This window comes from Peribacillus sp. FSL H8-0477 (genome assembly GCF_038002765.1).
Classification (GTDB): Bacteria; Bacillota; Bacilli; order Bacillales; family DSM-1321; genus Peribacillus.
The window spans coordinates 59,785-85,295 of sequence record NZ_JBBODE010000002.1 but is presented as its reverse complement, the minus strand read 5'-3'; the positions used below and the strand labels follow the sequence as shown (position 1 = coordinate 85,295).

Annotated in this window: 21 protein-coding genes, 10 tRNA genes and 2 rRNA genes; 5 read left to right on the top strand and 28 right to left on the bottom strand. The window is 40.5% G+C overall.

The annotated features are described in order from the left end of the window. Positions 1 to 105: 105 nt before the first annotated feature. Both MHI18_RS12280 and MHI18_RS12275 read left to right on the top strand, forming a co-directional pair. Positions 106 to 1,734, top strand: a complete 1,629-nt coding sequence (locus tag MHI18_RS12280) for an FAD-dependent oxidoreductase (RefSeq protein ID WP_340847783.1) — start codon at positions 106 to 108, stop codon at positions 1,732 to 1,734. 21 nt (positions 1,735 to 1,755) lie between these two features. Next, a complete protein-coding gene (locus MHI18_RS12275; protein WP_340847781.1) occupies positions 1,756 to 2,208 on the top strand; it encodes a CoxG family protein in 453 nt (150 codons plus the stop codon). A 34-nt stretch (positions 2,209 to 2,242) separates the two neighbouring features. Here the strand turns inward: MHI18_RS12275 and MHI18_RS12270 are convergent, their stop codons facing one another. Further along, entirely contained in the window at positions 2,243 to 2,866 is a 624-nt protein-coding gene (locus MHI18_RS12270; protein ID WP_340847779.1) for a TetR/AcrR family transcriptional regulator, read from the bottom strand. 120 nt (positions 2,867 to 2,986) lie between these two features. Here MHI18_RS12270 and MHI18_RS12265 point away from each other — a divergent pair, with 120 nt between their 5' ends. Continuing rightward, positions 2,987 to 3,748 carry a glucose 1-dehydrogenase gene (locus tag MHI18_RS12265; protein WP_340847778.1) on the top strand — a complete coding sequence of 254 codons (762 nt, stop codon included), beginning with the start codon at positions 2,987 to 2,989 and terminating at the stop codon, positions 3,746 to 3,748. Between the two features lie 53 nt (positions 3,749 to 3,801). Here MHI18_RS12265 and MHI18_RS12260 read toward each other — a convergent pair whose 3' ends face one another. The 6 genes from MHI18_RS12260 to MHI18_RS12235 form a co-directional block, all read right to left on the bottom strand. Beyond that, the gene (locus MHI18_RS12260; protein WP_340847776.1) at positions 3,802 to 4,479 is read right to left on the bottom strand and encodes an ankyrin repeat domain-containing protein; all 678 of its coding nucleotides are present in this window, start codon (positions 4,477 to 4,479) and stop codon (positions 3,802 to 3,804) included. Positions 4,480 to 4,721: 242 nt separating this feature from the next. After that, entirely contained in the window at positions 4,722 to 5,048 is a 327-nt protein-coding gene (locus tag MHI18_RS12255; RefSeq protein WP_340847775.1) for an antibiotic biosynthesis monooxygenase family protein, read from the bottom strand. 57 nt (positions 5,049 to 5,105) lie between these two features. After that, positions 5,106 to 6,149, bottom strand: coding sequence for a siderophore ABC transporter substrate-binding protein (locus MHI18_RS12250; protein WP_340850278.1), 1,044 nt, complete (start codon positions 6,147 to 6,149; stop codon positions 5,106 to 5,108). A gap of 121 nt (positions 6,150 to 6,270) precedes the next feature. Then, positions 6,271 to 7,035, bottom strand: a complete 765-nt coding sequence (locus tag MHI18_RS12245) for an iron ABC transporter ATP-binding protein (RefSeq protein ID WP_340847774.1) — start codon at positions 7,033 to 7,035, stop codon at positions 6,271 to 6,273. Then, entirely contained in the window at positions 7,032 to 8,003 is a 972-nt protein-coding gene (locus MHI18_RS12240; protein WP_340847773.1) for an iron chelate uptake ABC transporter family permease subunit, read from the bottom strand. The genes MHI18_RS12245 and MHI18_RS12240 overlap by 4 nt, the downstream gene beginning before the upstream one ends. Beyond that, positions 7,993 to 8,946, bottom strand: a complete 954-nt coding sequence (locus MHI18_RS12235) for an ABC transporter permease (RefSeq protein WP_340847770.1) — start codon at positions 8,944 to 8,946, stop codon at positions 7,993 to 7,995. The genes MHI18_RS12240 and MHI18_RS12235 overlap by 11 nt, the downstream gene beginning before the upstream one ends. 318 nt (positions 8,947 to 9,264) lie before the next feature. On the opposite strand from MHI18_RS12235, the gene MHI18_RS12230 reads away from it, so the two are divergent. Next, entirely contained in the window at positions 9,265 to 9,900 is a 636-nt protein-coding gene (locus MHI18_RS12230; protein WP_340850277.1) for a formylglycine-generating enzyme family protein, read from the top strand. Between the two features lie 52 nt (positions 9,901 to 9,952). Here MHI18_RS12230 and MHI18_RS12225 read toward each other — a convergent pair whose 3' ends face one another. The 8 genes from MHI18_RS12225 to sigW form a co-directional block, all read right to left on the bottom strand. After that, positions 9,953 to 11,353 (bottom strand): MDR family MFS transporter, encoded by a 1,401-nt coding sequence (locus MHI18_RS12225; protein WP_340847769.1) that lies wholly within the window; start codon positions 11,351 to 11,353, stop codon positions 9,953 to 9,955. 487 nt (positions 11,354 to 11,840) lie between these two features. Next, a complete protein-coding gene (locus tag MHI18_RS12220; RefSeq protein ID WP_340847768.1) occupies positions 11,841 to 12,350 on the bottom strand; it encodes a YfiT family bacillithiol transferase in 510 nt (169 codons plus the stop codon). A 169-nt stretch (positions 12,351 to 12,519) separates the two neighbouring features. Then, entirely contained in the window at positions 12,520 to 14,322 is a 1,803-nt protein-coding gene (gene glmS / locus MHI18_RS12215) for a glutamine--fructose-6-phosphate transaminase (isomerizing) (RefSeq protein ID WP_340847766.1), read from the bottom strand. Between the two features lie 466 nt (positions 14,323 to 14,788). Next, complete coding sequence (gene glmM / locus MHI18_RS12210; protein ID WP_340847765.1) at positions 14,789 to 16,138, bottom strand: phosphoglucosamine mutase; 1,350 nt, start codon at positions 16,136 to 16,138, stop codon at positions 14,789 to 14,791. A 39-nt stretch (positions 16,139 to 16,177) separates the two neighbouring features. Next, positions 16,178 to 17,575 (bottom strand): CdaR family protein, encoded by a 1,398-nt coding sequence (locus MHI18_RS12205; protein ID WP_340847763.1) that lies wholly within the window; start codon positions 17,573 to 17,575, stop codon positions 16,178 to 16,180. Continuing rightward, the gene (cdaA, locus tag MHI18_RS12200; protein WP_340847761.1) at positions 17,568 to 18,401 is read right to left on the bottom strand and encodes a diadenylate cyclase CdaA; all 834 of its coding nucleotides are present in this window, start codon (positions 18,399 to 18,401) and stop codon (positions 17,568 to 17,570) included. Before cdaA ends, MHI18_RS12205 begins: the two co-directional genes overlap by 8 nt. 195 nt (positions 18,402 to 18,596) lie before the next feature. After that, on the bottom strand, positions 18,597 to 19,214 hold the full coding sequence (locus tag MHI18_RS12195) for an anti-sigma factor family protein (protein WP_340847759.1): 618 nt from the start codon (positions 19,212 to 19,214) through the stop codon (positions 18,597 to 18,599). A 17-nt stretch (positions 19,215 to 19,231) separates the two neighbouring features. Beyond that, on the bottom strand, positions 19,232 to 19,795 hold the full coding sequence (gene sigW / locus MHI18_RS12190; RefSeq protein ID WP_340847757.1) for an RNA polymerase sigma factor SigW: 564 nt from the start codon (positions 19,793 to 19,795) through the stop codon (positions 19,232 to 19,234). A 170-nt stretch (positions 19,796 to 19,965) separates the two neighbouring features. Between sigW and MHI18_RS12185 the strand changes: the two genes are divergently transcribed. Then, on the top strand, positions 19,966 to 20,124 hold the full coding sequence (locus tag MHI18_RS12185) for an aspartyl-phosphate phosphatase Spo0E family protein (protein WP_340847756.1): 159 nt from the start codon (positions 19,966 to 19,968) through the stop codon (positions 20,122 to 20,124). 54 nt (positions 20,125 to 20,178) lie between these two features. On the opposite strand, the gene rocF is transcribed toward MHI18_RS12185, so the two are convergent. The 13 genes from rocF to MHI18_RS12120 form a co-directional block, all read right to left on the bottom strand. Beyond that, the gene (gene rocF / locus MHI18_RS12180) at positions 20,179 to 21,075 is read right to left on the bottom strand and encodes an arginase (RefSeq protein WP_340850276.1); all 897 of its coding nucleotides are present in this window, start codon (positions 21,073 to 21,075) and stop codon (positions 20,179 to 20,181) included. A 123-nt stretch (positions 21,076 to 21,198) separates the two neighbouring features. Continuing rightward, a tRNA-Ala gene (locus tag MHI18_RS12175) sits at positions 21,199 to 21,271 on the bottom strand. Positions 21,272 to 21,297: 26 nt separating this feature from the next. Beyond that, positions 21,298 to 21,372 (bottom strand) — tRNA-Gly (locus tag MHI18_RS12170). 7 nt (positions 21,373 to 21,379) lie between these two features. Then, positions 21,380 to 21,452, bottom strand: a tRNA-Lys gene (locus MHI18_RS12165). A gap of 91 nt (positions 21,453 to 21,543) precedes the next feature. Then, positions 21,544 to 21,618, bottom strand: a tRNA-Gln gene (locus MHI18_RS12160). Positions 21,619 to 21,708: 90 nt separating this feature from the next. Next, a tRNA-Tyr gene (locus MHI18_RS12155) sits at positions 21,709 to 21,792 on the bottom strand. Positions 21,793 to 21,802: 10 nt separating this feature from the next. Next, positions 21,803 to 21,875 (bottom strand) — tRNA-Thr (locus tag MHI18_RS12150). Positions 21,876 to 21,892: 17 nt separating this feature from the next. Beyond that, a tRNA-Val gene (locus MHI18_RS12145) sits at positions 21,893 to 21,968 on the bottom strand. 12 nt (positions 21,969 to 21,980) lie between these two features. Further along, positions 21,981 to 22,055, bottom strand: a tRNA-Glu gene (locus MHI18_RS12140). A gap of 36 nt (positions 22,056 to 22,091) precedes the next feature. After that, positions 22,092 to 22,164: transfer RNA gene (locus MHI18_RS12135), tRNA-Thr, on the bottom strand. A gap of 1 nt (position 22,165) precedes the next feature. After that, positions 22,166 to 22,240 (bottom strand) — tRNA-Asn (locus MHI18_RS12130). 53 nt (positions 22,241 to 22,293) lie between these two features. Beyond that, a 5S ribosomal RNA gene (gene rrf / locus MHI18_RS12125) occupies positions 22,294 to 22,409 on the bottom strand. Positions 22,410 to 22,529: 120 nt separating this feature from the next. Continuing rightward, positions 22,530 to 25,462, bottom strand: a 23S ribosomal RNA gene (locus MHI18_RS12120). Positions 25,463 to 25,511 lie beyond the last annotated feature (49 nt).

Below are 25,511 nucleotides of genomic sequence, written 5' to 3'. Positions count from 1 at the left end.
ATCTTTTTCCTTTATTTTCTATAAATATTCTTGCGTAATTTTCTGTTATATCAGATAATTAAATTAATGATAGCGTTACTATCAATTTTAGAGGAGGATTAGCCTATGAGAAACTCACTACATATAGAATGGGATAAAGAAGTTGATGTAATCGTTTTAGGCACAGGCGGCGCTGCTTTAAGTGCTGCTATAGCCGCAGCTGATAACGGTGCAAAAGTGCTGATATTAGAAAAAACACATCAAATCGGTGGAACGACAGCTTTTTCAGGCGGCGTACCATGGATTCCAGTGAATCATTACATGAAAGAGGCTGGTTTTGAAGATAATCAAGAAGATGCCATCCGCTATATTAAACGATTAGCTTTAGATCGAGCTAATGATAAAATGATTGAAACATTCGTAGAAAAGGGACATGAAGTCATTCAATTTTTACATGATCATACGCCAGTAAAATTTGTCACACCAAAATCCTATCCTGAATATTACGCCCATATGGACGAGGCCTTAAAAGAAGGAACGCGTTCGTTAGATCCTGCACCATATAGTTTAAATGAAATTGGTGAATGGGGTAATTTAGTTCGCCAAAACCCACTCTTCCCACCTCTTACCTTAGAAGAGGGCGGCGCCGTTGGTGGTATTGACTTTCAGGTGGTTGCAGAACGCATGCAGGAAAACATTGTTACAATGGGCCGTTCTCTTATTGCATCCATGTTTAAAGCTTGTTTAGACAGAGGTGCTGAAACGCTTATACATACAGCAGGAAAAGAATTAATCATGGATGAAACCGGTAAAGTAATAGGCGTTATTGCTGAAACAAATGATGGGGAAACGCATTATTATGGAGCAAAAAAAGGGGTTATTTTAGCTTCAGGCGGATTTGAATGGAATAAGCAATTAGTCAAAACCTTCTTAAAAGCTGAATTCACACATCCGGTAACCCCTCCTGGTAATGAAGGGGACGCATTGAAGATGGCAATGAAAGCGGGTGCAGCCCTTGAGAATATGAGTGAGGCATGGTGGTATCCCGCAATGGTCGATCCGACATTTGAATACGAAGACCGTGTCATGGCTCAGCTTGGCAGTGGTCGTCAAGGACCTAATTCAATTGTAGTCAATAAACATGGACGTCGTTTTGTACACGAAGGGACAACCTATAATGACATGCCGCGCGCCTTCTTTAATTACGACCCGGTAACAATTGATTTCCCTAATAAAGCACCCGTTTGGATGATTTTCGATCAACAGCTAAAAGACAGCCAATTAATTGTCACCATGATGCCTGGAGATCCTGCGCCAGAATGGGTTGATCAAGCGGCAACCATCCATGAACTTGCAGAAAAAATCGGCGTAGATGCAAACGGTTTAGAAGAGGAAATTCAAAAGTGGAATGCTTACTGTGATCAAGGTGTTGATCCTGACTTCAATCGCGGTACCATCCAGTTTGAAGCCTTAACAACAGGCGGCGGCAGTCCAAAACAGAACTTAGGTAAGATTGAAAAAGGTCCCTTCTATGCATTACCCATCTATCTAGGCGCACTTGGTACAAATGGCGGACCGAAAATCAACGAAAATGGACAGGTAGTAGATTTTAATGAAGAACCAATTGCTGGTTTATACGCCGCTGGAAACGCTGCCGGCAATCCGCTTGGCCCTATTTATCCTAGCGCAGGAGGAACCATTGGACCAGCCATCGTATTTGGCTTTTTAGCAGGTCAACACGCAGCAACTAACTAATAACTAAAGGAAGTGCTAATGATGCCGCAAGGATCGCACACAGTAGAAGTACCGCTAAATATCGAAACAATCTGGGCTTTTGTCCACGATATGAATAATTGGGCACCTCTTGTACCAGGCTATATTGATCATGAAGTAATCACAGAGCGTCAATCCACTTGGTCTTTCAAAGGTGACTTAGGATTCATGAAAAAAAAGGTCAAGCTTCAAATAGATATTAAAGAATGGAACGAACCAAGTGAAGTACTATTTGATTTAAAGGGTCTTTCAGATAATTTCATCGGCGGCGGTTATTTCAAAGCAGAATCTATCGACGAAAACACAACGAACATGACGGGTTATTTAGATATTACAGCTGCCGGAATGATGGGCCCGATGATTAATCAAATCTTAACTAAATTTGTTCCGCAAACAGCACAAGAGTTAACAGATGCAATTGTAGCTAAACTTCTGGAAATAAACTTTGTTAAATAATTATCAAGAGTAGTCTATTAACTAGACTACTCTTTTACTTTGGGTGCTGCAGATAGGTTAATAGTACTCTCTTTGCACCGATTAATTCGTCTCGTGAAGGAACAGGAATAATCGTTTCAGGCAAAATAGAATAGAGTGCATACTTCTTGATGGATGTACCAAACATACTAAGCATGGTTCTTATGATTTGTTCATCACTAATTGAAAGCTGAATAGAACCATCCTCTTTCCCTTCCTTCACGATCTTTAATATGATTTCCCAGACTGCACTATATGCTTTTTTAATTCGTTCTAGTAAATGCATGTCAATTGTATGAAACACGATATATAACTCAAATGATTCCAGAAGCTTAATCGATGCCTGATTTTCTTCAAAAATAAATCGAATATATGTAGTTAACACATCATCCACTTTTTCAATGCCTGGTTTATTGACCGCATAAATCTCTTCAAAGTAAGGAACCTGCTTTTCAATAATTCTTTTGACGACTTCTATTATCAGTGCCTCTTTATCTGGAAAATATCGAAAAAGTGTTGCAACACCCACATCTGCTTCATCTGCCACTCTTTGCATGGTTGCTTTTTCAAAACCTTCTTGGGCAAATAACTTATGCGCAGCCGTAACCATCTGATTGCGACGTTCTTGTTTCTTATTCATCTATTCACCTTCTTTTACACTATTATACTTTTAAAATTATTGGGTTTCCGATTATTTTATAAAAAAGGTAATTTTCAGTTATACTAATGATCACACATATTAGTTGGGAGGAAACATAAAATGACACGATTACAAGATAAAGTAGCCATTATTACAGGTAGTGCAAATGGGATCGGCAAAGCAATTGCAGGGCGTTATGCACAAGAAGGGGCAAAAATAGTCATTGCGGATTTCAATGAAGAGGCTTTAAATAGTACAGTTGAAATGTTTAAAGATAAAGGCGTACAAGCTCTAGGTGTGAAAGTTAATGTAGCAGTTGAAGAAGACATTCAGAGAATGATCGATGATACTGTCGCAGCTTTCGGCCGCGTTGATATTTTAGTGAATTGTGCGGGTGTGTTAGATAAAATGCAGGCTGCACACAATGTAGAAGATGATGTATGGCAGCGTGTTATGGATATTAATGTTGGCGGGGTTATGCGAAGCACACGTAAAATATTGCCACTATTTCAAGCACAAGGCAGTGGCATAATTGTAAACCTTTCATCGATTGCCGGCTTAACTGGGGGACGTGGAGGCTTCACGTATACAGCTGCTAAACACGCCGTAACGGGTATGACAAAAAACATAGCTTCACACTATGGTCCGCAAGGAATTCGCTGTAACGCAATCGCTCCAGCACAAGTAGAAACAGGGTTAGTCGCTTCAATGGAAGGAATGGACATGGAAGGTATAAAGTATGCAACGCGTGGGGTAAACCTGATGCCGCGTGCCGGCACACCTGAAGAAATTGCAGATATTGCTCTTTTCTTAGCTAGTAACGAATCTTCTTACGTTAACGGGGTAGTTATGGCTGCCGATGCGGGATGGTCCGCTTACTAAACACCTATTGTTCGATAATGAAAAAGAATCCATTAGTAAAATGGATTCTTTTCTTATATATGCCCCGCTTGGTCCTCGGCATTATTCAGTATGAGCTCCTCTATTTTATAAAAACTGTGTAAAATCATCTTGCTCTTCTCTTTATCTGTATGCACTTCATTTATATTGGCTCCACTCTTGAAAAGCAAACGAAAAACCACCGTTAAATCTTCCTTTAATTCATTATTTAATGGCCGCTTATCTTTGGGATCTTGAACTCCGGCTGGTATAACTTGCTTGGCATCCAGTACCGCTCTTCCTAAACAAGAATTCCCGTATGAATCATACGAATGAATATCTGCGCCTGCTTCAATTATTTTTTTTAACAGAGTAAAGGCTGCATTGAATTGCTCTTTTGTGTTATAGGGCTCCCACACTTTTTCTCCGTTTTTATACATAAATGTTAGAAACCTCGAACTCATTATTGTGGCTCTTATCGCATCTTGTATGACAGGCATTTTCCATTCATTACAACTTTCAGACTCGATAAAATTCACATCTGCACCGGCATCAATCAAATAATCTGCAATTTTAAAATTTCCCGTTTTAATCGCTACCTGTAAAGGTGATTGTCCATCATCTTTTTTTGGGGGGTGTTTGGCTGTACAATTAATGAGTGCTGGATTTTTCTTCAAGATAGCCTTCATTTGATGCAGGTCTCCGTGTTTAATGGCAACAAAAAGCCTTTTCAACAGTCTCACACCTCATTTTAGATAGATTATATGAATTTACTTTAACATAAATTTCTAATTGTTTTCCTTAGCTCAATTTCAAGGAACAGAGATGTACAATTTACAAGGGGGACATTGGGCTGAGCATTGTTTGAGACGATTGGATTCCGGTTTGCTCGAACACTATAAGAAAAACACCTCCATTGGAGGTGTTTTTACGGGCTGTCACTTCAAGTGTAAATCCTATTATCTGCCATCATCGCTTATTGTACGTAATAGCCGCCGCCCTCTGAAGAGATAACATAATCTGGTTTTGGTGGCTTGCCGCCATGTTCAGCGATTTTCTTTTTGTGGCCTTCGATATGCTCTGGGCTCTTTTCCCAAGCTTTCCAAGCCTCTTCTGATTCCCAACGAATCAATACGATTACTTCTTCTTCACCACGACGTGTTTTTTTCACTAACACTTCTCGATCAATATAGCCTTCACGTTGTTCAACTTTTGATGGTTTCTCTGGGTTTTTCTTAAACCGCTCAACAATCTTATGAGCATTCCCCTCAGTTACTACAGTGCGTCGCATTTGAACAAACATAACATACTCCTTTTGTAAAAAAAGCATGCCCTGATTGAGACATGCTCCCTTTGTGAATTATTTTAACTCATCTAAAATTTCTTGCATTTTTTCTACTTCAGTAGTGATACCATTTGAAGAAAAGTACCAATTTGTTCCGTCAAGATAGACAATTTTGCCTTCTTTGTAAGCTCGTGTTTTCTTAATGATATCATTTTCAATTTGGCCTTTAAGTACGTCAACCGATTCAACACCACGATCAACTACTAATAATACTTCTGGATCAACTTTCAAGATTGACTCATAAGAGAAGTCAGAACCGTGCGATCCTGTTTCAATATTAGTTGTTGCTGGCTTGAAGCCGAAATCATTGTATACATATGCGAAACGAGACTCTTTCCCATCATCAAAACCAGAGATTGCCTTATCATTGTACATCGCTACTAAAGCATTTCCGTAACCAGCAGCTTTTTCTTTAACTTCAGCTACTTTAGCTTCTAAGTTATCATTCAGTGTTTTAGCTTCATCTTCTTTATCAAAGATTTTAGCAGCTAAATCAACTGATTCTTTAACACCACCGATGTAGTCCGTGTTATCAGAACCGATAAAGACTACGTTTGGTGTGATTTCTTTCAACTCTTCATAGTAAGAAGTTTGACGACCAGAAATGAAAATGGCATCTGGCTCAGCTGCAGCTATTGCTTCTAAATTTAGTTCTTTTAAAGAACCGACGTCAGTAACGTCATCGTTTATGTATTTTTCTTTTAAATGTTCAGGAATATTCCCTTTACCACCATTAGCAGCAACTCCAACGATTCCTTCAACCCCTAATGCATCAAGGGTATCTAAGAAACCGTAATCTAGTGTTACGATGCGTTTAGGTTGTTCTTTGAACGTGACATCTTCAAATACAGTTGAACTGCCTGATTCACGATCTTCACTACTTGCCGTTAATGATTTAACTGTCATTGGGAATGCTGCATTTGATTCAGCTGAAGTTTCTTTATCTGTTGAAGTCTGCTCTGTTTCACCAGAAGATTTTTCCTTAGTCTCGTCCGTACCACAAGCACCCAACATTAAAGTCAACGCTGCAGTTGCAGCTAAAATACTCCATTTTTTCATTTTCAAGTTCTCCTCCTAAAATTGTACACCCTTCGCAATTGAGAGTGATTATCTTTATCAATTAGATACCTCAATCTTAGCTGACTTTCTTTCCCATTGTCAATACATATTTTCCAAAAAATTATTGTGATTGGAAATAGACACAGATTCGGCATCCATCCTGTTCTTGAACTGGGATGTGCATATCATACACATCACGAAGCGATTCAGAATTTATGATTTCACTCGTTAAGCCGTCTTTTATGAGACGACCATCTTTAAGCGCAACGATGCGATCTGAATAAACAGAAGCAAAGTTAATATCGTGCAATACGATAACAACCGTCTTTCCTAACTCATCAACAAGCTTACGTAAAATTTTCATAATTTGGACAGAGTGCTTCATGTCTAGATTATTCAACGGTTCATCCAGTAGAATATATTCCGTATCTTGTGCAATCACCATTGAAATAAACGCACGTTGTTTTTGACCACCGGACAGCTCATCTAAAAATTTATCCTGCATATCGATTAAATTCATATAGGATAAAGCTTCGTCTACTTTAGCATTATCTTCTTTTGTTAAACGTCCCTTTGAATACGGGTAACGACCGAATGCCACAAGTTCTCGAATCGTTAGACGCACGTTAATAAAGTTGGATTGCTTCAAGATTGCGACACGTTTCGCAAAATCTTGAGACTTCATCTTTTTCACATTGTCATTATCTAATAACACTTCACCAGTATCTGAATCTAGTAAGCGACTAACCATGGATAATAACGTCGATTTACCAGCGCCATTTGGTCCGATAAATGATGTGATTTTACCCGTTTCAATCTTCACCGACACATCTTCTACAACAGGCTTTTTACCAAAAAACTTTGTTAATCCTTTAATTTCTATCATCCTGCTGCCCTACTTTCTTTAAGTAATAAGTAAATGAAGTATACGCCACCGATAAAGTTGATAATAACGCTAAGCGTCGTATTTAAATGGAAAACGTGCTGTACAAGGAACTGACCACCAACAAGTGCAATAATACTAATTAAACTTGCTCCCAGGATTAGAACAGAATGCTTGTATGTAACTAAAAATTGATAAGCCAAGTTTGATACGATTAGTCCCAAGAAGGTAATCGGACCCACTAAGGCTGTTGATGTTGCCAGTAAAATCGATGCCAATACAAGTACATTCAACACGATTTTATCGTAATTCACACCTAAGTTAATTGCCGTATCACGACCTAAATTCATCACATCTAAATCACGCATCATTCGGCTGCCATAAATGAAGCAAGCCAGTAAAATAATTGCGGAAATTCCCACAAGTTCCGATTTCACATTGGTAAAGCTTGCAAATAAACGACTTTGAAGACTCAAATATTCTATTGGATCGATGATGACTTGTAAAAATGTCACTAAGCTTCCTAGCAATGTACCGATAATCATCCCAGCCAATAGCAGAAGGAAAATTGGATACTTATCTGCACGGAATAAGAAACGATACAATAGTAATGCGAAGATAACCATCACCACAATTGCTGTCCCAAAGTTTACATAACGGTCAACTACGAACACTGATGCTGATCCTAAGAAGAAATAAAGCACCGTTTGGACTACTTCATACATCGAATCCACACCAATAATGGATGGTGTTAAAATTCGGTTGCGTGTTACTGTTTGGAACATAACTGTCGCATACGCAATCGCAACGCCTGTGATAATCATCGCACAAACTCGTACTACACGTTTCGGAAAGGCATAGCTAAAGCCGCCTTGAATGTTGTAAAACAAGAAGCCAATAATTGAAAGAATCGCAATCACTGCTAAAATTAAAAGTTTTATTGTATTACCCTTCTTCACACTACTTTGCATATGCTTTCCCCCTAAGTAACATGATTAAGAAGATTGCACTACCGATAACCGCTACCGTTGTATTAACCGGAATTTCATACGGAGCTACAACAATACGGCTCAGAATATCACATACAAGGAGGAATACGGCACCAAGCACAATAGTATGAGGAATGGTTTTGCGTAAATTATCCCCTAGATACAGCGAGACGATATTAGGAACAATCAATCCTAAGAATGGGATAACACCTACGGTTAAAACGACTGTCGTTGAAATAACTGCAATTAAAACGAGACCGATATTCAATACCGTTTTATAGCTCAAACCTAGGTTCTTCGCAAAATCCTCGCCCATCCCCGCAACCATGAACTTATTCGCAAAAATATAAGCAAGAATGATTGCTGGTACTGCTACATACAGTAACTCATAGCGGCCGGAAACAACTAAAGTAAAGCTACCGAGAAAGAATGCACTCACGTTTTGTAAAATTTCTGCTTCATAGCCTAAAAAGGTTGTCACTGATGAAATGATATTTCCGTACATAATACCGATTAGTGGTACAAAAATAACATCTTTGAATTTAATGCGATCTAATAGACGCATAAAGATAAACGTTCCAACTAGGGCAAAGGTAAAACCGAAAATAATTTTCTGCATATATGTAACATTTGTGAAAAAAATCATTGCTATAACAATACCTAATTTTGCTGCATCTAACGTACCTGCTGTTGTAGGAGATACGAATTTATTGCGGCTCAATGATTGCATAATCAACCCGGCAATACTCATACCTGCACCAGCTAAGATAATAGCCATTAATCGTGGTAAACGACTTACCAGAAAAATGTGAACTTCATCTGATTGGAAATCCAATAAATCAGTTGGCTTAATATCTATGGCTCCTATAAACAGTGAGACGAAAGATAAGATAACAGCTGCCACTACTAACATCCATAATCTCATTTCATAATCCCCATTTATTCTATTTTCTATTTTTAAATAATCCTCTTAATGAAAATGATTATCATTACATACAAGATTCATTATATACTGACTCTTTCTTAATTCCAACCCGATTATCCAATTGAGAATAATATTATCAAAATTTAACATTAAAGGAGTCCCCGCAGTGAACCCATCTTTAAACCAATGTACCTACATATGACTAGTTTTTAACTCTAAAACGACGTCATGATTAAAAACTAAGAAATTCACCATAAAGTAAATACTAGTAAGGAGGCCGATAGATTGAGTGGTGTACAGAAGGATTTTCGCTTTCCTATGGTTCCTATTCAAGGTGGAGAAATAGTATTAAGAGATGACCGGACAAAAAAGAACTGGAGTGTTAAAATAGAACCATTTCTTCTTGGTCAGTATCCTGTAACTGGTGAACAATATAAGTTACTAACAAAGAAAACCTCCTCAATAAATAAGCAAAAACCAGTTGTTAATCTTTCTTGGTATGAGGCGATTTATTTATGTAATCTCCTTTCGGATGCAGCAGGATTATCGAGATGTTATACGTCTACTTTTGAAGGGATTAATTGTGATTGGGAAGCAAACGGGTATCGCCTTCCATCAGAAGCAGAATGGCAATTTGCATGCAAAGCAGAAACAGCCGGATATAGATACGGAGATATTAATAATATTGCTTGGTATAAAGAGAATTCAGGAGGTGAACTTTGTAAAGTAGGAAAAAAAGAGCCTAATGCGTGGGGCTTATACGATATGATAGGGAATGTCTGGGAATGGTGCTGGGATGTATATGATGAAAAAGAATACGGTCCCTGTAGAATTTTCCGCGGGGGAAGCTGGGCTGAAGACGAAAGAGGCTGCGGATCCACGTGTCGACGTCGAAGTCACCCATCATTTTGCATAGAAGACCTTGGTTTCCGCCTTGCTCGAACTTTAGTTTAGACAGCAAAAAGACACCAAAACATATGTACATGTTTTAGTGTCTTTTTGATGCTTAATTTCCTTGTTTTCCTTGCTCTGTACTGACTCGTTTTAAGAAAAGTGACACTATAAAAGCGATAATTGAGATAATCAATCCAAATATAATTGAATTTTGCACCCCTTCAACTAACCCAACAATAGGATTGTCATAGCCTTTTTGTGTAATTGACATAATGGTAACCGCTACCGCTGTACCAATTGCACCAGCTACTTGTTGTAAGGTATTCATAACCGCTGAACCATCTGTATATAATTCACGCGGCAACTCATTTAACCCGTTCGTTTGAGCAGGCATCATAATAAATGAAATACCAATCAATAAAATAACATGCATCATTATTATATAGATACTTGTTGTATCCAGATCAATCATACGTAAAAAGAGTAAACTGATAATGGCTAACAGCATTCCGCTTAGCACCATCCATTTTGGTCCGAATTTATCAAATAAATTCCCAGCCACAACGGACATGAACGCGTTGACCACACCGCCTGGCAGCAAAAGTAAGCCAGCGGCCATTGGAGCCAGCATTAGCGCATTTTGCAGATAAATAGGTAGTAACACCATAACAGATAATAACGTCATCATAACCGCCAAGATAATAATGACACCTAATGTGAACATTGGATATTTAAAGACTCGGACATTTAACATAGGTGTTTCCAATTTAAGCTGACGGATCGTAAAGATTATAAGTGCGGCAAGTCCAACACCTACTGCAATATATACTTCCGTTGTTAAAAATGTCCCCCTTTCACCCGAAATACTGAAGCCGTATACGACGCCGCCAAAACCAATTGTCGAAAGTAAAAAAGAAATGAAATCAAGCTTCGTCGGGCGTACTTCACTCACGTTTTCAATAAAACGCATACCAACGAATAAGGCAATCAGCAAGAATGGTAATGTCACCCAAAAAATAAAGTGCCATGAAAGCTGCTCTAAAATAATGCCGGAAAGCGTTGGACCTATCGCTGGTGCAAAGACAATGACTAAACCGATTTTACCCATTGCAGCTCCTCGTTTTGCAGCGGGATAAACAAGTAAAACAACGGTTGTCATGAGAGGTAAAACAATTGCAGTACCAAGCGCCTGCACAACCCGGGCAATCAACAATACAGCAAAGTTTGGTGCAATAGCTGCAATAAACGTTCCAATCACTGATAGAGTTAGTGAAGCTGCGAATAATTGGCGTGTTGTAAAGCGCTGCATTAAGAAAGAAGAAACAGGAACAAAAATACCCAGTACTAATAAATAGCCAGTTGTAAGCCATTGTACGGTAGATGTTTCAATACCAAAATCTTTGGCAATCTCAACAAACGCCATATTTAAAGCTGTTTCATTAAAAAGACCGAAAAAAGCTGCGATTAAAAATGGAAGCACAATTTTATTGCGCTTTTCATATAAATTACTCATAAATCCTCCATCAATTCTATTTGTATAGTATTTACCACATAAAAAAAGAAAGCCTTATAGTGTAAAAGACTTTTATTTATACTAGCTTTATGCCCGACCTTGTTCTCACTAGTAGTAACTTAATGTAACAACCTCCTAAAACGATAGTATCTATAATATAACAATCAGCTGTTTATATTAACACTTTATTCCTTTTTATTCAACAATAGCAAACTTATTGTTTTCATACTCTTGGACATTACTTTAGATACGATAAAAAAGACAATAAGTGAAAGCCTATTGTCCATTTTTCATTATATATGCGGTTTAGTACAATCTTTATTTGGATGACTAAAGGTGTATATTAGCCTTCCATACTTTCAAGGGAATTTCCCCTAAACAACGAAGTTAGAGTTATCATTTAGATTATGTTCCTGTAGTAAGTACTATTCCTTACTTTTAAAGTTGACCTAACGATTTCAATAATAGGCCAACTCCCTGCATACTATTAATTTGATAATGCAATTTTTATATGAGCTAAGTGGTGCTCTTCGTGCCAAGCTAATTTGGCAATTTTTTTTGCAACTGTTACTTCCCCATTTACTTGGTGAGTAAAGGTTCGCTCTAATTGCTCTTCCGTTAACCTATGTCCTAAAGAAACAATCCGCTCATTTAAACCTTCCAGCATTTTAATAGAACTTTCAATTGGAAGTTCTGTATCCGGTTGAACTGCCCACTTTTCTTCGTCAAAAGCGGGTACAGTTGGATTCTCGTCTGTTAAAGCCAGCTTCAATCGTTGATACATGTTCAACTGAGAATCTGCAATATGATGCACTAGCTGACGAACGGTCCAGCTGCCTTCTCGATATGTTTTGCTTAACTCCTCATCACTTAATGAATTGACCGTTTCCCTTAATTTACTTACGTAAGACTCAATTTCCTTTAGCCATCCATGAAGACTTTCTGCTGTCACTTTTTCAGGAACTTGTAATTCTCCAATTGGAAACCGCACATCCATTATCATTCACCTTTTCCCTATTTATTCTTTCTCTTCTTTATAGTTTAACATAAATTGGCCGATTCCTTTATTACCCGTTTTCCAATAAAATGGAATTTATCAATAAGAAAAACCGAAACCCCCTATTTACTAGAATAGGAGATTTCGGTTCTTCTTTTTTATATAGTTCTTACTCGACAGTTACACTCTTTGCCAGGTTACGCGGCTTATCAACGTCACATTCGCGTTGCAGCGCTGCATAATAAGCAATTAGTTGAAGCGGTATTACTGAGACAAGAGGTGATAAGAGTTCATGAACTTCTGGAATGACAAAACGATCGTCTTCTTCTTCCAGACCTTTCATGGCAATAATACATGGATTCGCACCACGAGCTACGACTTCTTTTACGTTGCCTCGTATGCTAAGGTTTACCTCATTTTGAGTGGATATTGCAATAATTGGTGTTCCTTCTTCAATCAGCGCAATTGTACCATGTTTGAGTTCGCCGCCAGCAAATCCTTCTGCTTGGATGTACGAGATCTCTTTAAGCTTTAGTGCCCCTTCTAAGCCAACATAATAATCAAGAGAGCGGCCGATAAAGAAACAGTTACGTGTTACAGCAAGATACTCACGAGCAATTTCCTCAAATTGTTCCTTGGAATCACATAATGCTTCCATAACCGTAGCGATAATCCCTAGCTCTTTGACTAGATCAAAATCAACTTGTTGCTCACGGAATTCTGCAACTACGTTAGCAAGGATACCAAGTACGGCAATTTGAGCTGTATATGCTTTTGTAGATGCTACAGCTATTTCTGGACCTGCATGCAGCAGCATGGTAAAGTCTGCTTCACGAGAAAGCGTAGAACCCTGTACATTCGTAATCGTTAATGATTTATAACCAAGTTCTTTAATTGCTACAAGCACGGCACGGCTGTCTGCAGTTTCTCCACTTTGAGAAATGAAAATGAACAGCGGCTTTTCCGAAAGTATCGGCATGTTGTAAACAAATTCAGACGCCACATGGACCTCGACTGGAATCTTAGCCATTTTTTCAATGAACTGCTTACCGATTAAACCAGCATGATAACTCGTTCCACACGCAACAATATACACGCGGTCAGCTTCACTAACAGCTTCTGAAATATTATAATCAATCGTCAGCTTGCCTTCCTCATTTTGATACGCTTGAACTATTTTACGAATAACCAGCGGCTGTTCGTCAATTTCTTTCAGCATATAATGCGGATATGTGCCTTTTTCGATATCACTAGCATCGATTTCAGCTGTATATGGTGCACGGAGAATTTCTTCCCCTTCTAGGTTTTTAATCGTTACCTTTTCTTTTGAAACGAAAACCATTTCTTTATCCATGATTTCCAAATACTGATCAGTCACTTGTATCATCGCCATTGCATCGGAAGCCACTACGTTAAAATCAGAACCAACACCTACTAATAATGGACTCTTATTCTTAGCAACGAAGATTACATCTTCATTTTGATTATCCAATAAAGCGAGTGCATATGATCCTTTTAACAGCTTTAACGTTTTACGGAAAGCCGCTTCTACTGTAAGACCATCATTCACAAACTTCTCAATAAGCATAACAATGACTTCAGTATCTGTATCACTAGCAAACGTAACGTCCTCTAGATACTCACGTTTAAGACCTAAATAGTTTTCAATTACACCATTATGCACCAGGGTCAAACGACCTGATGTACTCTGATGCGGATGTGCATTGTTATGGCTTGGCACACCATGAGTTGCCCATCTAGTATGGCCAATTCCTGTGTGAGCTAGAACTGTTTCATCTACAACACTGCGAAGATCAGCAATCCGGCCTTTTTCCTTAAATACTTGAACACCAGATTCAGTTACAACTGCTATTCCTGCAGAATCGTATCCTCTATATTCTAGCTTTTCCAATCCTTTTAACAAAATTTCCTTTGCATCCGTATTACCGATATATCCAACAATTCCACACATAAATCCGTTCCTCCGTCTAAGCAAGGGAACAGGAATGCACGGGGGCACTCCTGCCCCCTTGTCTCTTATATTTTTATATGTGTATCCCTCACCCTTTGTGCAGCGCGTTGCCACGCTGTTTTAAGGTCAAGGTTCCTGCGGCTGTACACGTTCAGCCGGGAGGTATCCGCCGAAATATCGATAAACCTCCTCCTCGTCAACTAAGCCTTTAAAACCGTACGCTTAGTTCAGGCGCTTTGTTTGAATCTACTACTTGCCCTTCCTTTCCATTTAAATACCCATTTCTTGAAAAAATGGATGTTAAAACAGGATTATCATAACCCATAATGGTCTTTCCGTCAATTTAATATTCCTTTAATCGCGCATATATATCAAATCAGTTAAAACTGATCTAGTTATAAAAATATGCATAAGAGGAAAAAAGCGTTCCTCTTATGCATATTTGTTTTTTTATATTAGGTCTTTTTTACTCAGCTAAACCCATTTCTTCTTTTACAACAGCGGCGATACGATCAACATATGTTTCACATTGATCAGCCGTTGGAGCTTCTGCCATCACTCGTACTAATGGTTCTGTTCCTGAAGGACGGACCAAAATTCGTCCATTTCCATTCATCTCAGCTTCCACCTCGCTGATAATCGCATGAACCTTTTCATTTTCAGTTACACCATGTTTATCTGTAACACGAATATTCACAAGCTTTTGCGGGAACTTTTTCATTTCGCCTGCAAGCTCAGAAAGTGACTTTTTCGTCATATTCATGATGTTTACCAACTGTAAGCCAGTTAACAGACCATCACCAGTGGTGATGTGATCAAGGAAAATAATATGGCCTGATTGTTCGCCGCCTAAATTATATCCGCCTTTTTTCATTTCTTCTACTACATAGCGATCGCCGACTGCCGTTTGGATGCTTTTAATTCCATGCTCCTCAGTCCCTTTATAGAAGCCAAGGTTACTCATTACTGTTGATACGACCGTTCCATGCTTAAGAAGGTTATGATCATTCATATATCGTGCACAGATGTACATGATTTGGTCACCATCGACAATCTGTCCTTTTTCATCAATGGCAATTAACCGGTCACCGTCACCATCAAATGCTAACCCGATACTGGCCCCTTTTTCGAGTAAAAAGGCTGAAAGTGCTTCAGGATGTGTTGACCCAACTCCTTTATTGATATTCAGTCCATTTGGAGATGCTCCCATGGTTGAGATATCAGCATCAAGGTCCGCAAATAAATGGGTTGCCAAGGATGACGTTGCTCCATGTGCACAATCAAGAGCTATATGTATACCTGTGAAGTCCTCATCAATTGTTTGTTTTAGATATTGCAAATATTTCTGGCCGCCTTCAAAATAATCATTTACGTGGCCAAGGTTTTCTCCCACTGGTCTTGGAAGTGTATCATCTGATAAATCCATTAATGCCTCAATTTCATTTTCTTGTGCATCTGACAACTTGAAGCCATCTGGTCCAAAGAATTTAATCCCATTATCCTCAACCGGATTATGCGATGCTGAAATCATAACACCAGCTTCGGAACTTAGCGCCTTCGTAAGATAAGCAACCCCTGGTGTAGAAATAACACCTAAGCGCATGACTTCTGCTCCGATTGATAAAAGACCAGCAACAAGGGCTCCTTCAAGCATATGACCGGAAATTCGGGTATCCCTGCCAATTAAAACTTTAGGACGCTGTGTATCTTTTGTTAGTACGTATCCGCCGAAACGTCCTAGTTTAAAAGCCAATTCTGGTGTCAACTCGCTGTTGGCAACCCCTCTTACCCCGTCAGTACCAAAATATTTACCCATTTTCATAATCGCTCCTTTTTCTAATTGTTCCCGTAAACGTTAGGAAGTCTCTTCCTCATTATCAGTAATAGAAATTGTGACCATTCTTGAATCAAGTTCCCAATTTGTTTTATCCGGCGCCTTAACCTGCACAGCGACATCATGAGTCCCTGCTTCCAACTGACTTACATTAACAGATAACTGTATATTCGCCTCTTTAAGTTTATTCAACTCGGCTCTAGTGCCCTTAAAGGTAATACCCATCGAGCCAATTGAAGGATTTACAAACTTCATCGAACGATCATTGTCCAGCCCAACTGTTTGGATCTTAAGATTCGAGAATTTCTTGGTTTGAATGCTTACCTCTTCATCTTCATCTGTATTGGTATCCTCAGTCGGGTTATCTACAGGTTTATCTGCATTGTTTGTATCATCGGGTTTAGTAGTCTCAGAATCGGTATCGGGCTCAGTTTCGGAATCAGTCTCCGAATCAGAATCCGCTTTTTTGGTCTTAATGTTCACCTTCACTGTATCCTTCGAAACTTTTTTCACATCATCTGGAACACTAATTGGAAGTTCATATACAGCATCCCCTGTTATATTAGAAACGTTGACTGGGACAGTAACTTCGTTGATGTTCTCAAGAACTGATTCTTTTCCATAAATCGTCACTTCTTTATCATCCGTGGTCAGACTTTTTATCTCCAGTCCGCTCTTTAGCTTGCCTGACTGTATTGGCCTAATTGGGACTGTTTTAGAAGGAATATTCACTTTTAATGAGACGTTCACCACTGCTGGTTCAATCGTCACATTAAGCTTATTCAGGTCTCGATCCAGCGCTTTAACGGTTGCTTCACGATTAACTGATTCATCCATTCCTTTTGTTAAACCAAGTGTCGCTTTTACAAAAGAAATTTGATCAATAACATCTTTGGCTCCTGTGATCTTAACCGTTTGAGGATTACTCGTTGGATTTTCAGCTGTGTATCCCTCTTCTAATAACGAACGGTTGTAATCAACATCTACTGAAAATTCTTTTGTCACCTTTTCCTGAACCATAACGGTTGCATACGCAGGTGAGAGGGTAGCTGTTAATTTTTCATTAAGATTACGGATTTTTAACGGTACCTTTTTCTCTCCCAATGTAATTTCAGGATCAGAAAGGTCAATATAGACTTGGAAATCTCGTTGAGTTTTAGCCGAGAGCAGCAAACTTTTAACCCCTTCAAGGGTAATTCTCACTGTTTCCGGGGCACCTGTAACGACCAAGTTTTCTTGATCATAATCTATTTCAACTGGTACATCTTCTATTACTTCTTGAGAAACCTTACCAGGCGTATTAAAACCCAAGGAACCATTTTCATTTTTGGATTCGAAATTAACAGATGTAAATAGAAGAGCAGCTATTGCCAAAGCAACCAACCTTGAAAACCAGACGCTGTTTGTATATTTATCCATTTTTCTTCCCCCTCCAATTCCAGAGTGTCGAGGAAGCTTGTTTGTTATCCAAAATTAATTCTTTTGATAACATACTCTTAAATGTTTCTATATCCAAATCACGATAAAGCTCGCTGTTTTTCGTCAGGGATATACTCCCTGTTTCCTCCGATACAATAATCGTTAGACAATCAGTCGCCTCACTAACCCCCATAGCAGCTCTATGTCTAGTACCAAGTTCTTTTGAAATAAACGGACTTTCCGATAACGGCAAATAACACGCAGCTGCAGCTATCTGATTATTTCGAAGAATAACTGCTCCATCATGAAGCGGTGTATTTGGTATAAAAATATTGATCAATAGTTCTGAGGAAATGTGTGATTCTATAGGTATGCCTGTTTCTATGTAATCACTTAAATCTGTTTCCTTTTCAATTGAGATTAAAGCGCCAATTCTACGCTTAGCCATATAAGATGTTGATTTCACTATACTTTCAACTAACCTATCCTGCTCATCTTCTTCCTGTCCAACAGTTGTCCTCGTGAACAACTGCCCTCTTCCTAACTGTTCAAGGGCACGGCGTAATTCAGGCTGGAAGATGATAATAACAGCGAGGACTCCCCAGTTCATTACTTGCTGCATTAGCCAGCCCAGTGTATTAAAGCCGATTAAGCTGCTTAGACTCCGGACAATCACAATTACGAAAATCCCCTTTAATAGTTGAATGGCTTTTGTACCTCGTATAATGACGAGTAATTTATATAAAACAAACCATACAAGGAGGATATCTATTAAATTGATTACATAATCAATGAATGGAAGATTGGATAATGTGGATAATGACATGGTTTTTCCTCCAATCAGTAAAACGTTTACGCTAATCGTAACTAAACCATTATACCACTAATGTTCTTATTCTTCTAAAGTTAGTATACCTAGTAAATAGGAAAAAAAACACAATCCTAAGTATATGCAAACCCAAACAAGCCTGCACCCATAGGGCAAAGGCTCTACTTCATTATACAAGTAAGTCAGTTATATTTATTCGTTCTCGTCTCCCTTAAATAAAGCTTTTCCTGTACTTTTCACTTTAAACCAGAGCCATTCAAACATCTCATCAATCACAACAATTTGTCCCGTTACCTTACCAGCAGAAGCCAAGTACTGCTCCCCATTAATAATCGTTACATCGCCCTTTACTTCACCTTCAATACGTATATCGCCATTCTTAACTACTACGTCGCCCTTAACTACTTTTCCGGCTGGTATAATGACCATTTCATTTTCAACTACAATGTTTTCTTGCTTAGACACGGCAAAGTTTTGTTCCTCACCCCAAGTTGAGAAAACCGACCCGCCCATTAGGACAATAAACAATGAAGCCGCTGTTAATAGAGGGTGATTTCTCAAATAGCGTTTCATCCCTATGTTTTTCTTTTCCTTCGGAATACTTGCCATTACTCGTGCTGTAAAATCATCGGGCGCTTTAATCCTAGCCGTACTCTGAACTAGAGCTATCGCCTTTTTCATATCATGAAAATAGGAACGACAATCAGCACAACTTTGCAAATGTTCTCGTAAATGTTCTTTGTTTTCTTCTGTTATCGCTTCGTCTAAATAATCATGCATATAGTCAACGATATCCTCGTGGCAACTCATCGTTTTTCACCTTCTTTTTAAAAGTTACTCAATTGTTTTCTCAATGCTTCACGGCCTCGGTGAATTCTCGTTTTGACCGTTCCAATTGGCAGATCCAAAATATCGCTTATTTCTTTTAGGGATAATTCCTCAATGTACTTCAAGACAATCACCGATCGATACTTCTCTGGAAGCTTTAGAATCTCGTCTTGTATGGTCTCCTGCAGCTCTAATGACTCTACCTCATCTTCAGGTAAAGCACTATCATCAGCAATTATTGAATACATATTTAACCCATCTGTCCCAGCTACTTCAGCATCCAAGAAGTAATCTGGTTTCTTTTTACGGATTCTGTCAATACATAAATTTGTTGCAATTCGGTATAACCATGTTGAAAACTTCATTTGAATATTAAATCGGTGAATATTAACAAATGCACGAACGAATGCCTCTTGTGCCATATCCTCGGCCTCATGACGGTTTCCAAGCATTCTAAAGCACAATTGAAAAACCTTATCCTTATACAATTCAACAATTTCCCCAAACGCATTTTGGTCTCCCTTTAAGACCTGATTAATCCTCTGTTTAATGATGACTTCCATTTTGTGTATTACCCCCGCTCATGCGGCTATACGATACTTACGAATCGCACGCTAAAAGGTTTCAAAAAATAATTACTTTAATTTTATCAAATTTTAACATTTATTGTTTAATTAAATTAATATTGGGTAAATTGTTTAAAAATACAAAACAAAGTGAGGATGTCTTTACTATGATAGCAGAACAGCTGTTAACCAGAATAGAAGAATATAGAGAAAGAATGATTCATTTGGCAGGATATTCCTCAATAAGAGATAATCGAGTAGTAGAGGTCAGCGCAGAACTGGATACTTTAATCATTCAATATATTCATCTAACCAAAAAACAGTAACGAGGAAGTTACTGTTTAATTGTCTTGCATTATGTAAAAGCAGTGTAATCTACTTTACACTAACTTTTCTCCAAACAAAGAACCCATTAAGGCAACAGCAACCGTCGCTGTTTTATTTTTTTCATCTAGGATAGGATTAACTTCTACAAATTCAGCAGAAGTCACAATACCTGACTCTGAAAGCATTTCCATCGCCAGATGACTTTCTCTGTATGTGATTCCTCCCAACACGGGGGTTCCTACTCCTGGAGCATCTATCGGATCTAACGCATCCATATCTACTGATAAATGGACACCGTCTGTTTTATCTTTAAAGAAAGCAATAGTCTCTTCCATTACTGCTGCCATCCCGCGTCTATCAATTTCATGCATCGAAAAAACTTTAATCTCTTTCGAACTTATTAATTCTCTTTCTCCCTCATCTAAAGAACGAGCACCAATAATGACAATATTTTCGGGTTTAATTTTAGGCGAGTATCCATGGATGTTTACAAGCCCATCGTTTCCCAGCCCTATACTAACTGCTAGTGACATCCCATGAATATTACCAGAAGGCGTCGTCTCATCTGTATTTAGATCGCCATGAGCATCAAACCAAATCACACCCAGATTCTCATAGTGTTTTGACGCTCCTGCTAATGTTCCAATGGCAATTGAATGATCCCCACCTAATACAAGAGGAAATGAGTTCTTACCCAGAATAGCATCGACTTTTTCTGCCAGCACCCTGCTCCCGACAGTGACCTCTTTCAAGTTATTCAGCTTTGTTTCTGAAGCAGCCAACTGTTCGGGTCTTCCAATCGTAATGTCTCCTAAATCCTCTACATCAATCCCTAAGCTTCCAAGTTTCTCTACTACCTCGGCATACCTGATTGCACTTGGTCCCATATCTACCCCACGTCTATTTTGACCGAGATCCATAGGCAGACCAATGATTGTTATTTTCTCTATCTTCAATTCCTCAACCCCTTTAAACCATTTTATACCAATATAGGCAGATGGTTCAACAAAACAAAAGGTTGTATAAAGATACAAAAAAAACCTTAAACCAAAGAATGGTTTAAGGTTTTTGTATGGAGCCTAGCGGGATCGAACCGCTGACCTCCTGCGTGCAAGGCAGGCGCTCTCCCAGCTGAGCTAAGGCCCCTCTTGTACAGTAATGTACGATTGAGATGGAGCGGAAGACGGGGTTCGAACCCGCGACCCCAACCTTGGCAAGGTTGTATTCTACCGCTGAACTACTTCCGCATAAAAGTGAGCCATGTAGGATTCGAACCTACGACCCTCTGATTAAAAGTCAGATGCTCTACCAACTGAGCTAATGGCTCATATTAATTAACAAAATAAAAAGTCAGATGTATATGTTTACTATTCAAACGTAAACTCACAACTGAGCACTTGATACTTCATATAATAATATGGCTGGGCTAGCAGGATTTGAACCTACGCATGACGGAGTCAAAGTCCGTTGCCTTACCGCTTGGCTATAGCCCAATATATTGTATACCTGACAAAAAAATAGGTGGTAATCATATATTCCCCTAAATGAGAAAATATATAACTGTCCACTAATTGATTTTATAATGGTGGAGGGGGGCAGATTCGAACTGCCGAACCCTAAGGAGCGGATTTACAGTCCGCCGCGTTTAGCCACTTCGCTACCCCTCCAGAAAAACAGTGCCGGCAAGAGGACTTGAACCCCCAACCTACTGATTACAAGTCAGTTGCTCTACCAGTTGAGCTACACCGGCAAGTGTAAAATAAAACATGGTGGAGGATGACGGGATCGAACCGCCGACCCTCTGCTTGTAAGGCAGATGCTCTCCCAGCTGAGCTAATCCTCCATATATATAAAGTGGTGACCCCTACGGGATTCGAACCCGTGTTACCGCCGTGAAAGGGCGGTGTCTTAACCGCTTGACCAAGGGGCCTAACTAATTTTCATATCAATTCCAAGTAAACTAGTAAGCTCCCAAGCGGATTCGAACCGCTGACCTCTTCCTTACCATGGAAGTGCTCTACCTACTGAGCTATGGAAGCATGGCTCCGCAGGTAGGACTCGAACCTACGACCGTTCGGTTAACAGCCGAATGCTCTACCACTGAGCTACTGCGGAATGGTATAATGTTTCCTAAAACTCTTCGATAGATAAAAATTAAAAGTGAATCTGCCTGGCAATGTCCTACTCTCACAGGGGGAGACCCCCAACTACCATCGGCGCTGAAGAGCTTAACTTCCGTGTTCGGAATGGGAACGGGTGTGGCCTCTTCGCCATCATTACCAGACATTATTCATTTATCAAAGACATTTATTATTATAATATCTTTTTATGGATTTTTCAAGAACAAATTTCTTGTTCTTTCAAAACTAGATAATAGGAAGGTTAATGCACAATATTAAAACGAATGGTTAAGTCCTCGATCGATTAGTATTTGTCAGCTCCACGTGTCACCACGCTTCCACCTCAAACCTATCTACCTGATCATCTTTCAGGGATCTTACTAGCTTACGCTATGGGAAATCTCATCTTGAGGGGGGCTTCATGCTTAGATGCTTTCAGCACTTATCCCGTCCGCACGTAGCTACCCAGCTATGCCTTTGGCAAGACAACTGGTACACCAGCGGTGCGTCCATCCCGGTCCTCTCGTACTAAGGACAGCTCCTCTCAAATTTCCTGCGCCCACGACGGATAGGGACCGAACTGTCTCACGACGTTCTGAACCCAGCTCGCGTACCGCTTTAATGGGCGAACAGCCCAACCCTTGGGACCGACTACAGCCCCAGGATGCGATGAGCCGACATCGAGGTGCCAAACCTCCCCGTCGATGTGGACTCTTGGGGGAGATAAGCCTGTTATCCCCGGGGTAGCTTTTATCCGTTGAGCGATGGCCCTTCCATGCGGAACCACCGGATCACTAAGCCCGACTTTCGTCCCTGCTCGACTTGTAGGTCTCGCAGTCAAGCTCCCTTGTGCCTTTACACTCTACGAATGATTTCCAACCATTCTGAGGGAACCTTTGGGCGCCTCCGTTACTCTTTAGGAGGCGACCGCCCCAGTCAAACTGTCCACCTGACACTGTCTCCCACCCCGATAAGGGGCGCGGGTTAGAATTTCAATACAGCCAGGGTAGTATCCCACCAATGCCTCCACCGAAGCTAGCGCTCCGGTTTCAAAGGCTCCTACCTATCCTGTACAAGCTGTACCAAAATTCAATATCAGGTTACAGTAAAGCTCCACGGGGTCTTTCCGTCCTGTCGCGGGTAACCTGCATCTTCACAGGTACTATAATTTCACCGAGTCTCTCGTTGAGACAGTGCCCAGATCGTTACGCCTTTCGTGCGGGTCGGAACTTACCCGACAAGGAATTTCGCTACCTTAGGACCGTTATAGTTACGGCCGCCGTTTACTGGGGCTTCGGTTCAAAGCTTCGCTTACGCTAACCTCTCCCCTTAACCTTCCAGCACCGGGCAGGCGTCAGCCCCTATACTTCGCCTTGCGGCTTCGCAGAGACCTGTGTTTTTGCTAAACAGTCGCCTGGGCCTATTCACTGCGGCTTTTCCGGGCTATTCACCCTAAAAAGCACCCCTTCTCCCGAAGTTACGGGGTCATTTTGCCGAGTTCCTTAACGAGAGTTCTCTCGCACACCTTAGGATTCTCTCCTCGCCTACCTGTGTCGGTTTGCGGTACGGGCACCCTTTATCTCACTAGAGGCTTTTCTAGGCAGTGTGGAATCAGGAACTTCGGTACTTAATTTCCCTCGCTATCACAGCTCCGCCTTAATGGAAACGGGATTTGCCTCGTTTCCGGCCTAACTGCTTAGACGCGCATATCCAACAGCGCGCTTACCCTATCCTCCTGCGTCCCCCCATCGTTCAAACGATAAATTGGTGGTACAGGAATATCAACCTGTTATCCATCGCCTACGCCTTTCGGCCTCGGCTTAGGTCCCGACTAACCCTGAGCGGACGAGCCTTCCTCAGGAAACCTTGGGCATTCGGTGGAAGGGATTCTCACCCTTCTTTCGCTACTCATACCGGCATTCTCACTTCTAAGCGCTCCACCAGTCCTTACGGTCTAGCTTCGACGCCCTTAGAACGCTCTCCTACCACGGACACCCTACGGTGTCCATCCACAGCTTCGGTGATACGTTTAGCCCCGGTACATTTTCGGCGCGGAGTCACTCGACCAGTGAGCTATTACGCACTCTTTAAATGGTGGCTGCTTCTGAGCCAACATCCTGGTTGTCTAAGCAACTCCACATCCTTTTCCACTTAACGTATACTTTGGGACCTTAGCTGGTGGTCTGGGCTGTTTCCCTTTTGACTACGGATCTTATCACTCGCAGTCTGACTCCCAAGAATAAGTATTTGGCATTCGGAGTTTGACTGAATTCGGTAACCCGTTGGGGGCCCCTAGTCCAATCAGTGCTCTACCTCCAATACTCTCATCTTGAGGCTAGCCCTAAAGCTATTTCGGAGAGAACCAGCTATCTCCAGGTTCGATTGGAATTTCTCCGCTACCCACACCTCATCCCCGCACTTTTCAACGTGCGTGGGTTCGGGCCTCCATTCAGTGTTACCTGAACTTCACCCTGGACATGGGTAGATCACCTGGTTTCGGGTCTACGACCACATACTAATTCGCCCTATTCAGACTCGCTTTCGCTGCGGCTCCGTCTTTTCAACTTAACCTCGCATGGGATCGTAACTCGCCGGTTCATTCTACAAAAGGCACACCATCACCCATTAACGGGCTCTGATTACTTGTAAGCACACGGTTTCAGGATCTATTTCACTCCCCTTCCGGGGTGCTTTTCACCTTTCCCTCACGGTACTGGTTCACTATCGGTCACTAGGGAGTATTTAGCCTTGGGAGATGGTCCTCCCTGTTTCCGACGGGATTTCTCGTGTCCCGCCGTACTCAGGATCCACTCAGGAGGGAACGAAGTTTCAACTACAGGGTTTTTACCTTCTTTGACGGGCCTTTCCAGACCTCTTCATTTACCCCGTTCCTTTGTAACTCCATATTGAGTGTCCTACAACCCCAAGAGGCAAGCCTCTTGGTTTGGGCTGATTCCGTTTCGCTCGCCGCTACTCAGGAAATCGCTATTGCTTTCTCTTCCTCCGGGTACTTAGATGTTTCAGTTCCCCGGGTCTGCCTTCAGTACCCTATGTATTCAGGTAAAGATACTGTTCCATTACGAACAGTGGGTTTCCCCATTCGGAAATCTCTGGATCAACGCTTACTTACAGCTCCCCAAAGCATATCGGTGTTAGTCCCGTCCTTCATCGGCTCCTAGTGCCAAGGCATCCACCGTGCGCCCTTTCTAACTTAACCTACTAAAAAAAACATTCGGTGTTTTAAAAATTGATGCAAAATTTGCCTT

What these genes read in the sequence shown, in the direction of transcription:
- MHI18_RS12275 (WP_340847781.1), top strand. Translation starts at nt 1,756, where the DNA reads ATGCCGCAAGGATCGCACACAGTAGAAGTACCGCTAAATATCGAAACA.
- MHI18_RS12250 (WP_340850278.1), bottom strand. Translation starts at nt 6,149, where the DNA reads ATGAAAAAATGGAGTATTTTAGCTGCAACTGCAGCGTTGACTTTAATG.
- MHI18_RS12245 (WP_340847774.1), bottom strand. Translation starts at nt 7,035, where the DNA reads ATGATAGAAATTAAAGGATTAACAAAGTTTTTTGGTAAAAAGCCTGTT.
- MHI18_RS12205 (WP_340847763.1), bottom strand. Translation starts at nt 17,575, where the DNA reads ATGGATAAATATACAAACAGCGTCTGGTTTTCAAGGTTGGTTGCTTTG.
- MHI18_RS12225 (WP_340847769.1), bottom strand. Translation starts at nt 11,353, where the DNA reads ATGAGTAATTTATATGAAAAGCGCAATAAAATTGTGCTTCCATTTTTA.
- MHI18_RS12235 (WP_340847770.1), bottom strand. Translation starts at nt 8,946, where the DNA reads ATGAGATTATGGATGTTAGTAGTGGCAGCTGTTATCTTATCTTTCGTC.
- MHI18_RS12280 (WP_340847783.1), top strand. Translation starts at nt 106, where the DNA reads ATGAGAAACTCACTACATATAGAATGGGATAAAGAAGTTGATGTAATC.
- MHI18_RS12220 (WP_340847768.1), bottom strand. Translation starts at nt 12,350, where the DNA reads ATGGATGTGCGGTTTCCAATTGGAGAATTACAAGTTCCTGAAAAAGTG.
- MHI18_RS12185 (WP_340847756.1), top strand. Translation starts at nt 19,966, where the DNA reads ATGATAGCAGAACAGCTGTTAACCAGAATAGAAGAATATAGAGAAAGA.
- glmM (WP_340847765.1), bottom strand. Translation starts at nt 16,138, where the DNA reads ATGGGTAAATATTTTGGTACTGACGGGGTAAGAGGGGTTGCCAACAGC.
- MHI18_RS12240 (WP_340847773.1), bottom strand. Translation starts at nt 8,003, where the DNA reads ATGCAAAGTAGTGTGAAGAAGGGTAATACAATAAAACTTTTAATTTTA.
- cdaA (WP_340847761.1), bottom strand. Translation starts at nt 18,401, where the DNA reads ATGTCATTATCCACATTATCCAATCTTCCATTCATTGATTATGTAATC.
- MHI18_RS12270 (WP_340847779.1), bottom strand. Translation starts at nt 2,866, where the DNA reads ATGAATAAGAAACAAGAACGTCGCAATCAGATGGTTACGGCTGCGCAT.
- glmS (WP_340847766.1), bottom strand. Translation starts at nt 14,322, where the DNA reads ATGTGTGGAATTGTTGGATATATCGGTAATACGGATGCAAAGGAAATT.
- MHI18_RS12255 (WP_340847775.1), bottom strand. Translation starts at nt 5,048, where the DNA reads ATGTTTGTTCAAATGCGACGCACTGTAGTAACTGAGGGGAATGCTCAT.
- MHI18_RS12230 (WP_340850277.1), top strand. Translation starts at nt 9,265, where the DNA reads ATGGTTCCTATTCAAGGTGGAGAAATAGTATTAAGAGATGACCGGACA.
- sigW (WP_340847757.1), bottom strand. Translation starts at nt 19,795, where the DNA reads ATGGAAGTCATCATTAAACAGAGGATTAATCAGGTCTTAAAGGGAGAC.
- MHI18_RS12195 (WP_340847759.1), bottom strand. Translation starts at nt 19,214, where the DNA reads ATGAGTTGCCACGAGGATATCGTTGACTATATGCATGATTATTTAGAC.
- MHI18_RS12265 (WP_340847778.1), top strand. Translation starts at nt 2,987, where the DNA reads ATGACACGATTACAAGATAAAGTAGCCATTATTACAGGTAGTGCAAAT.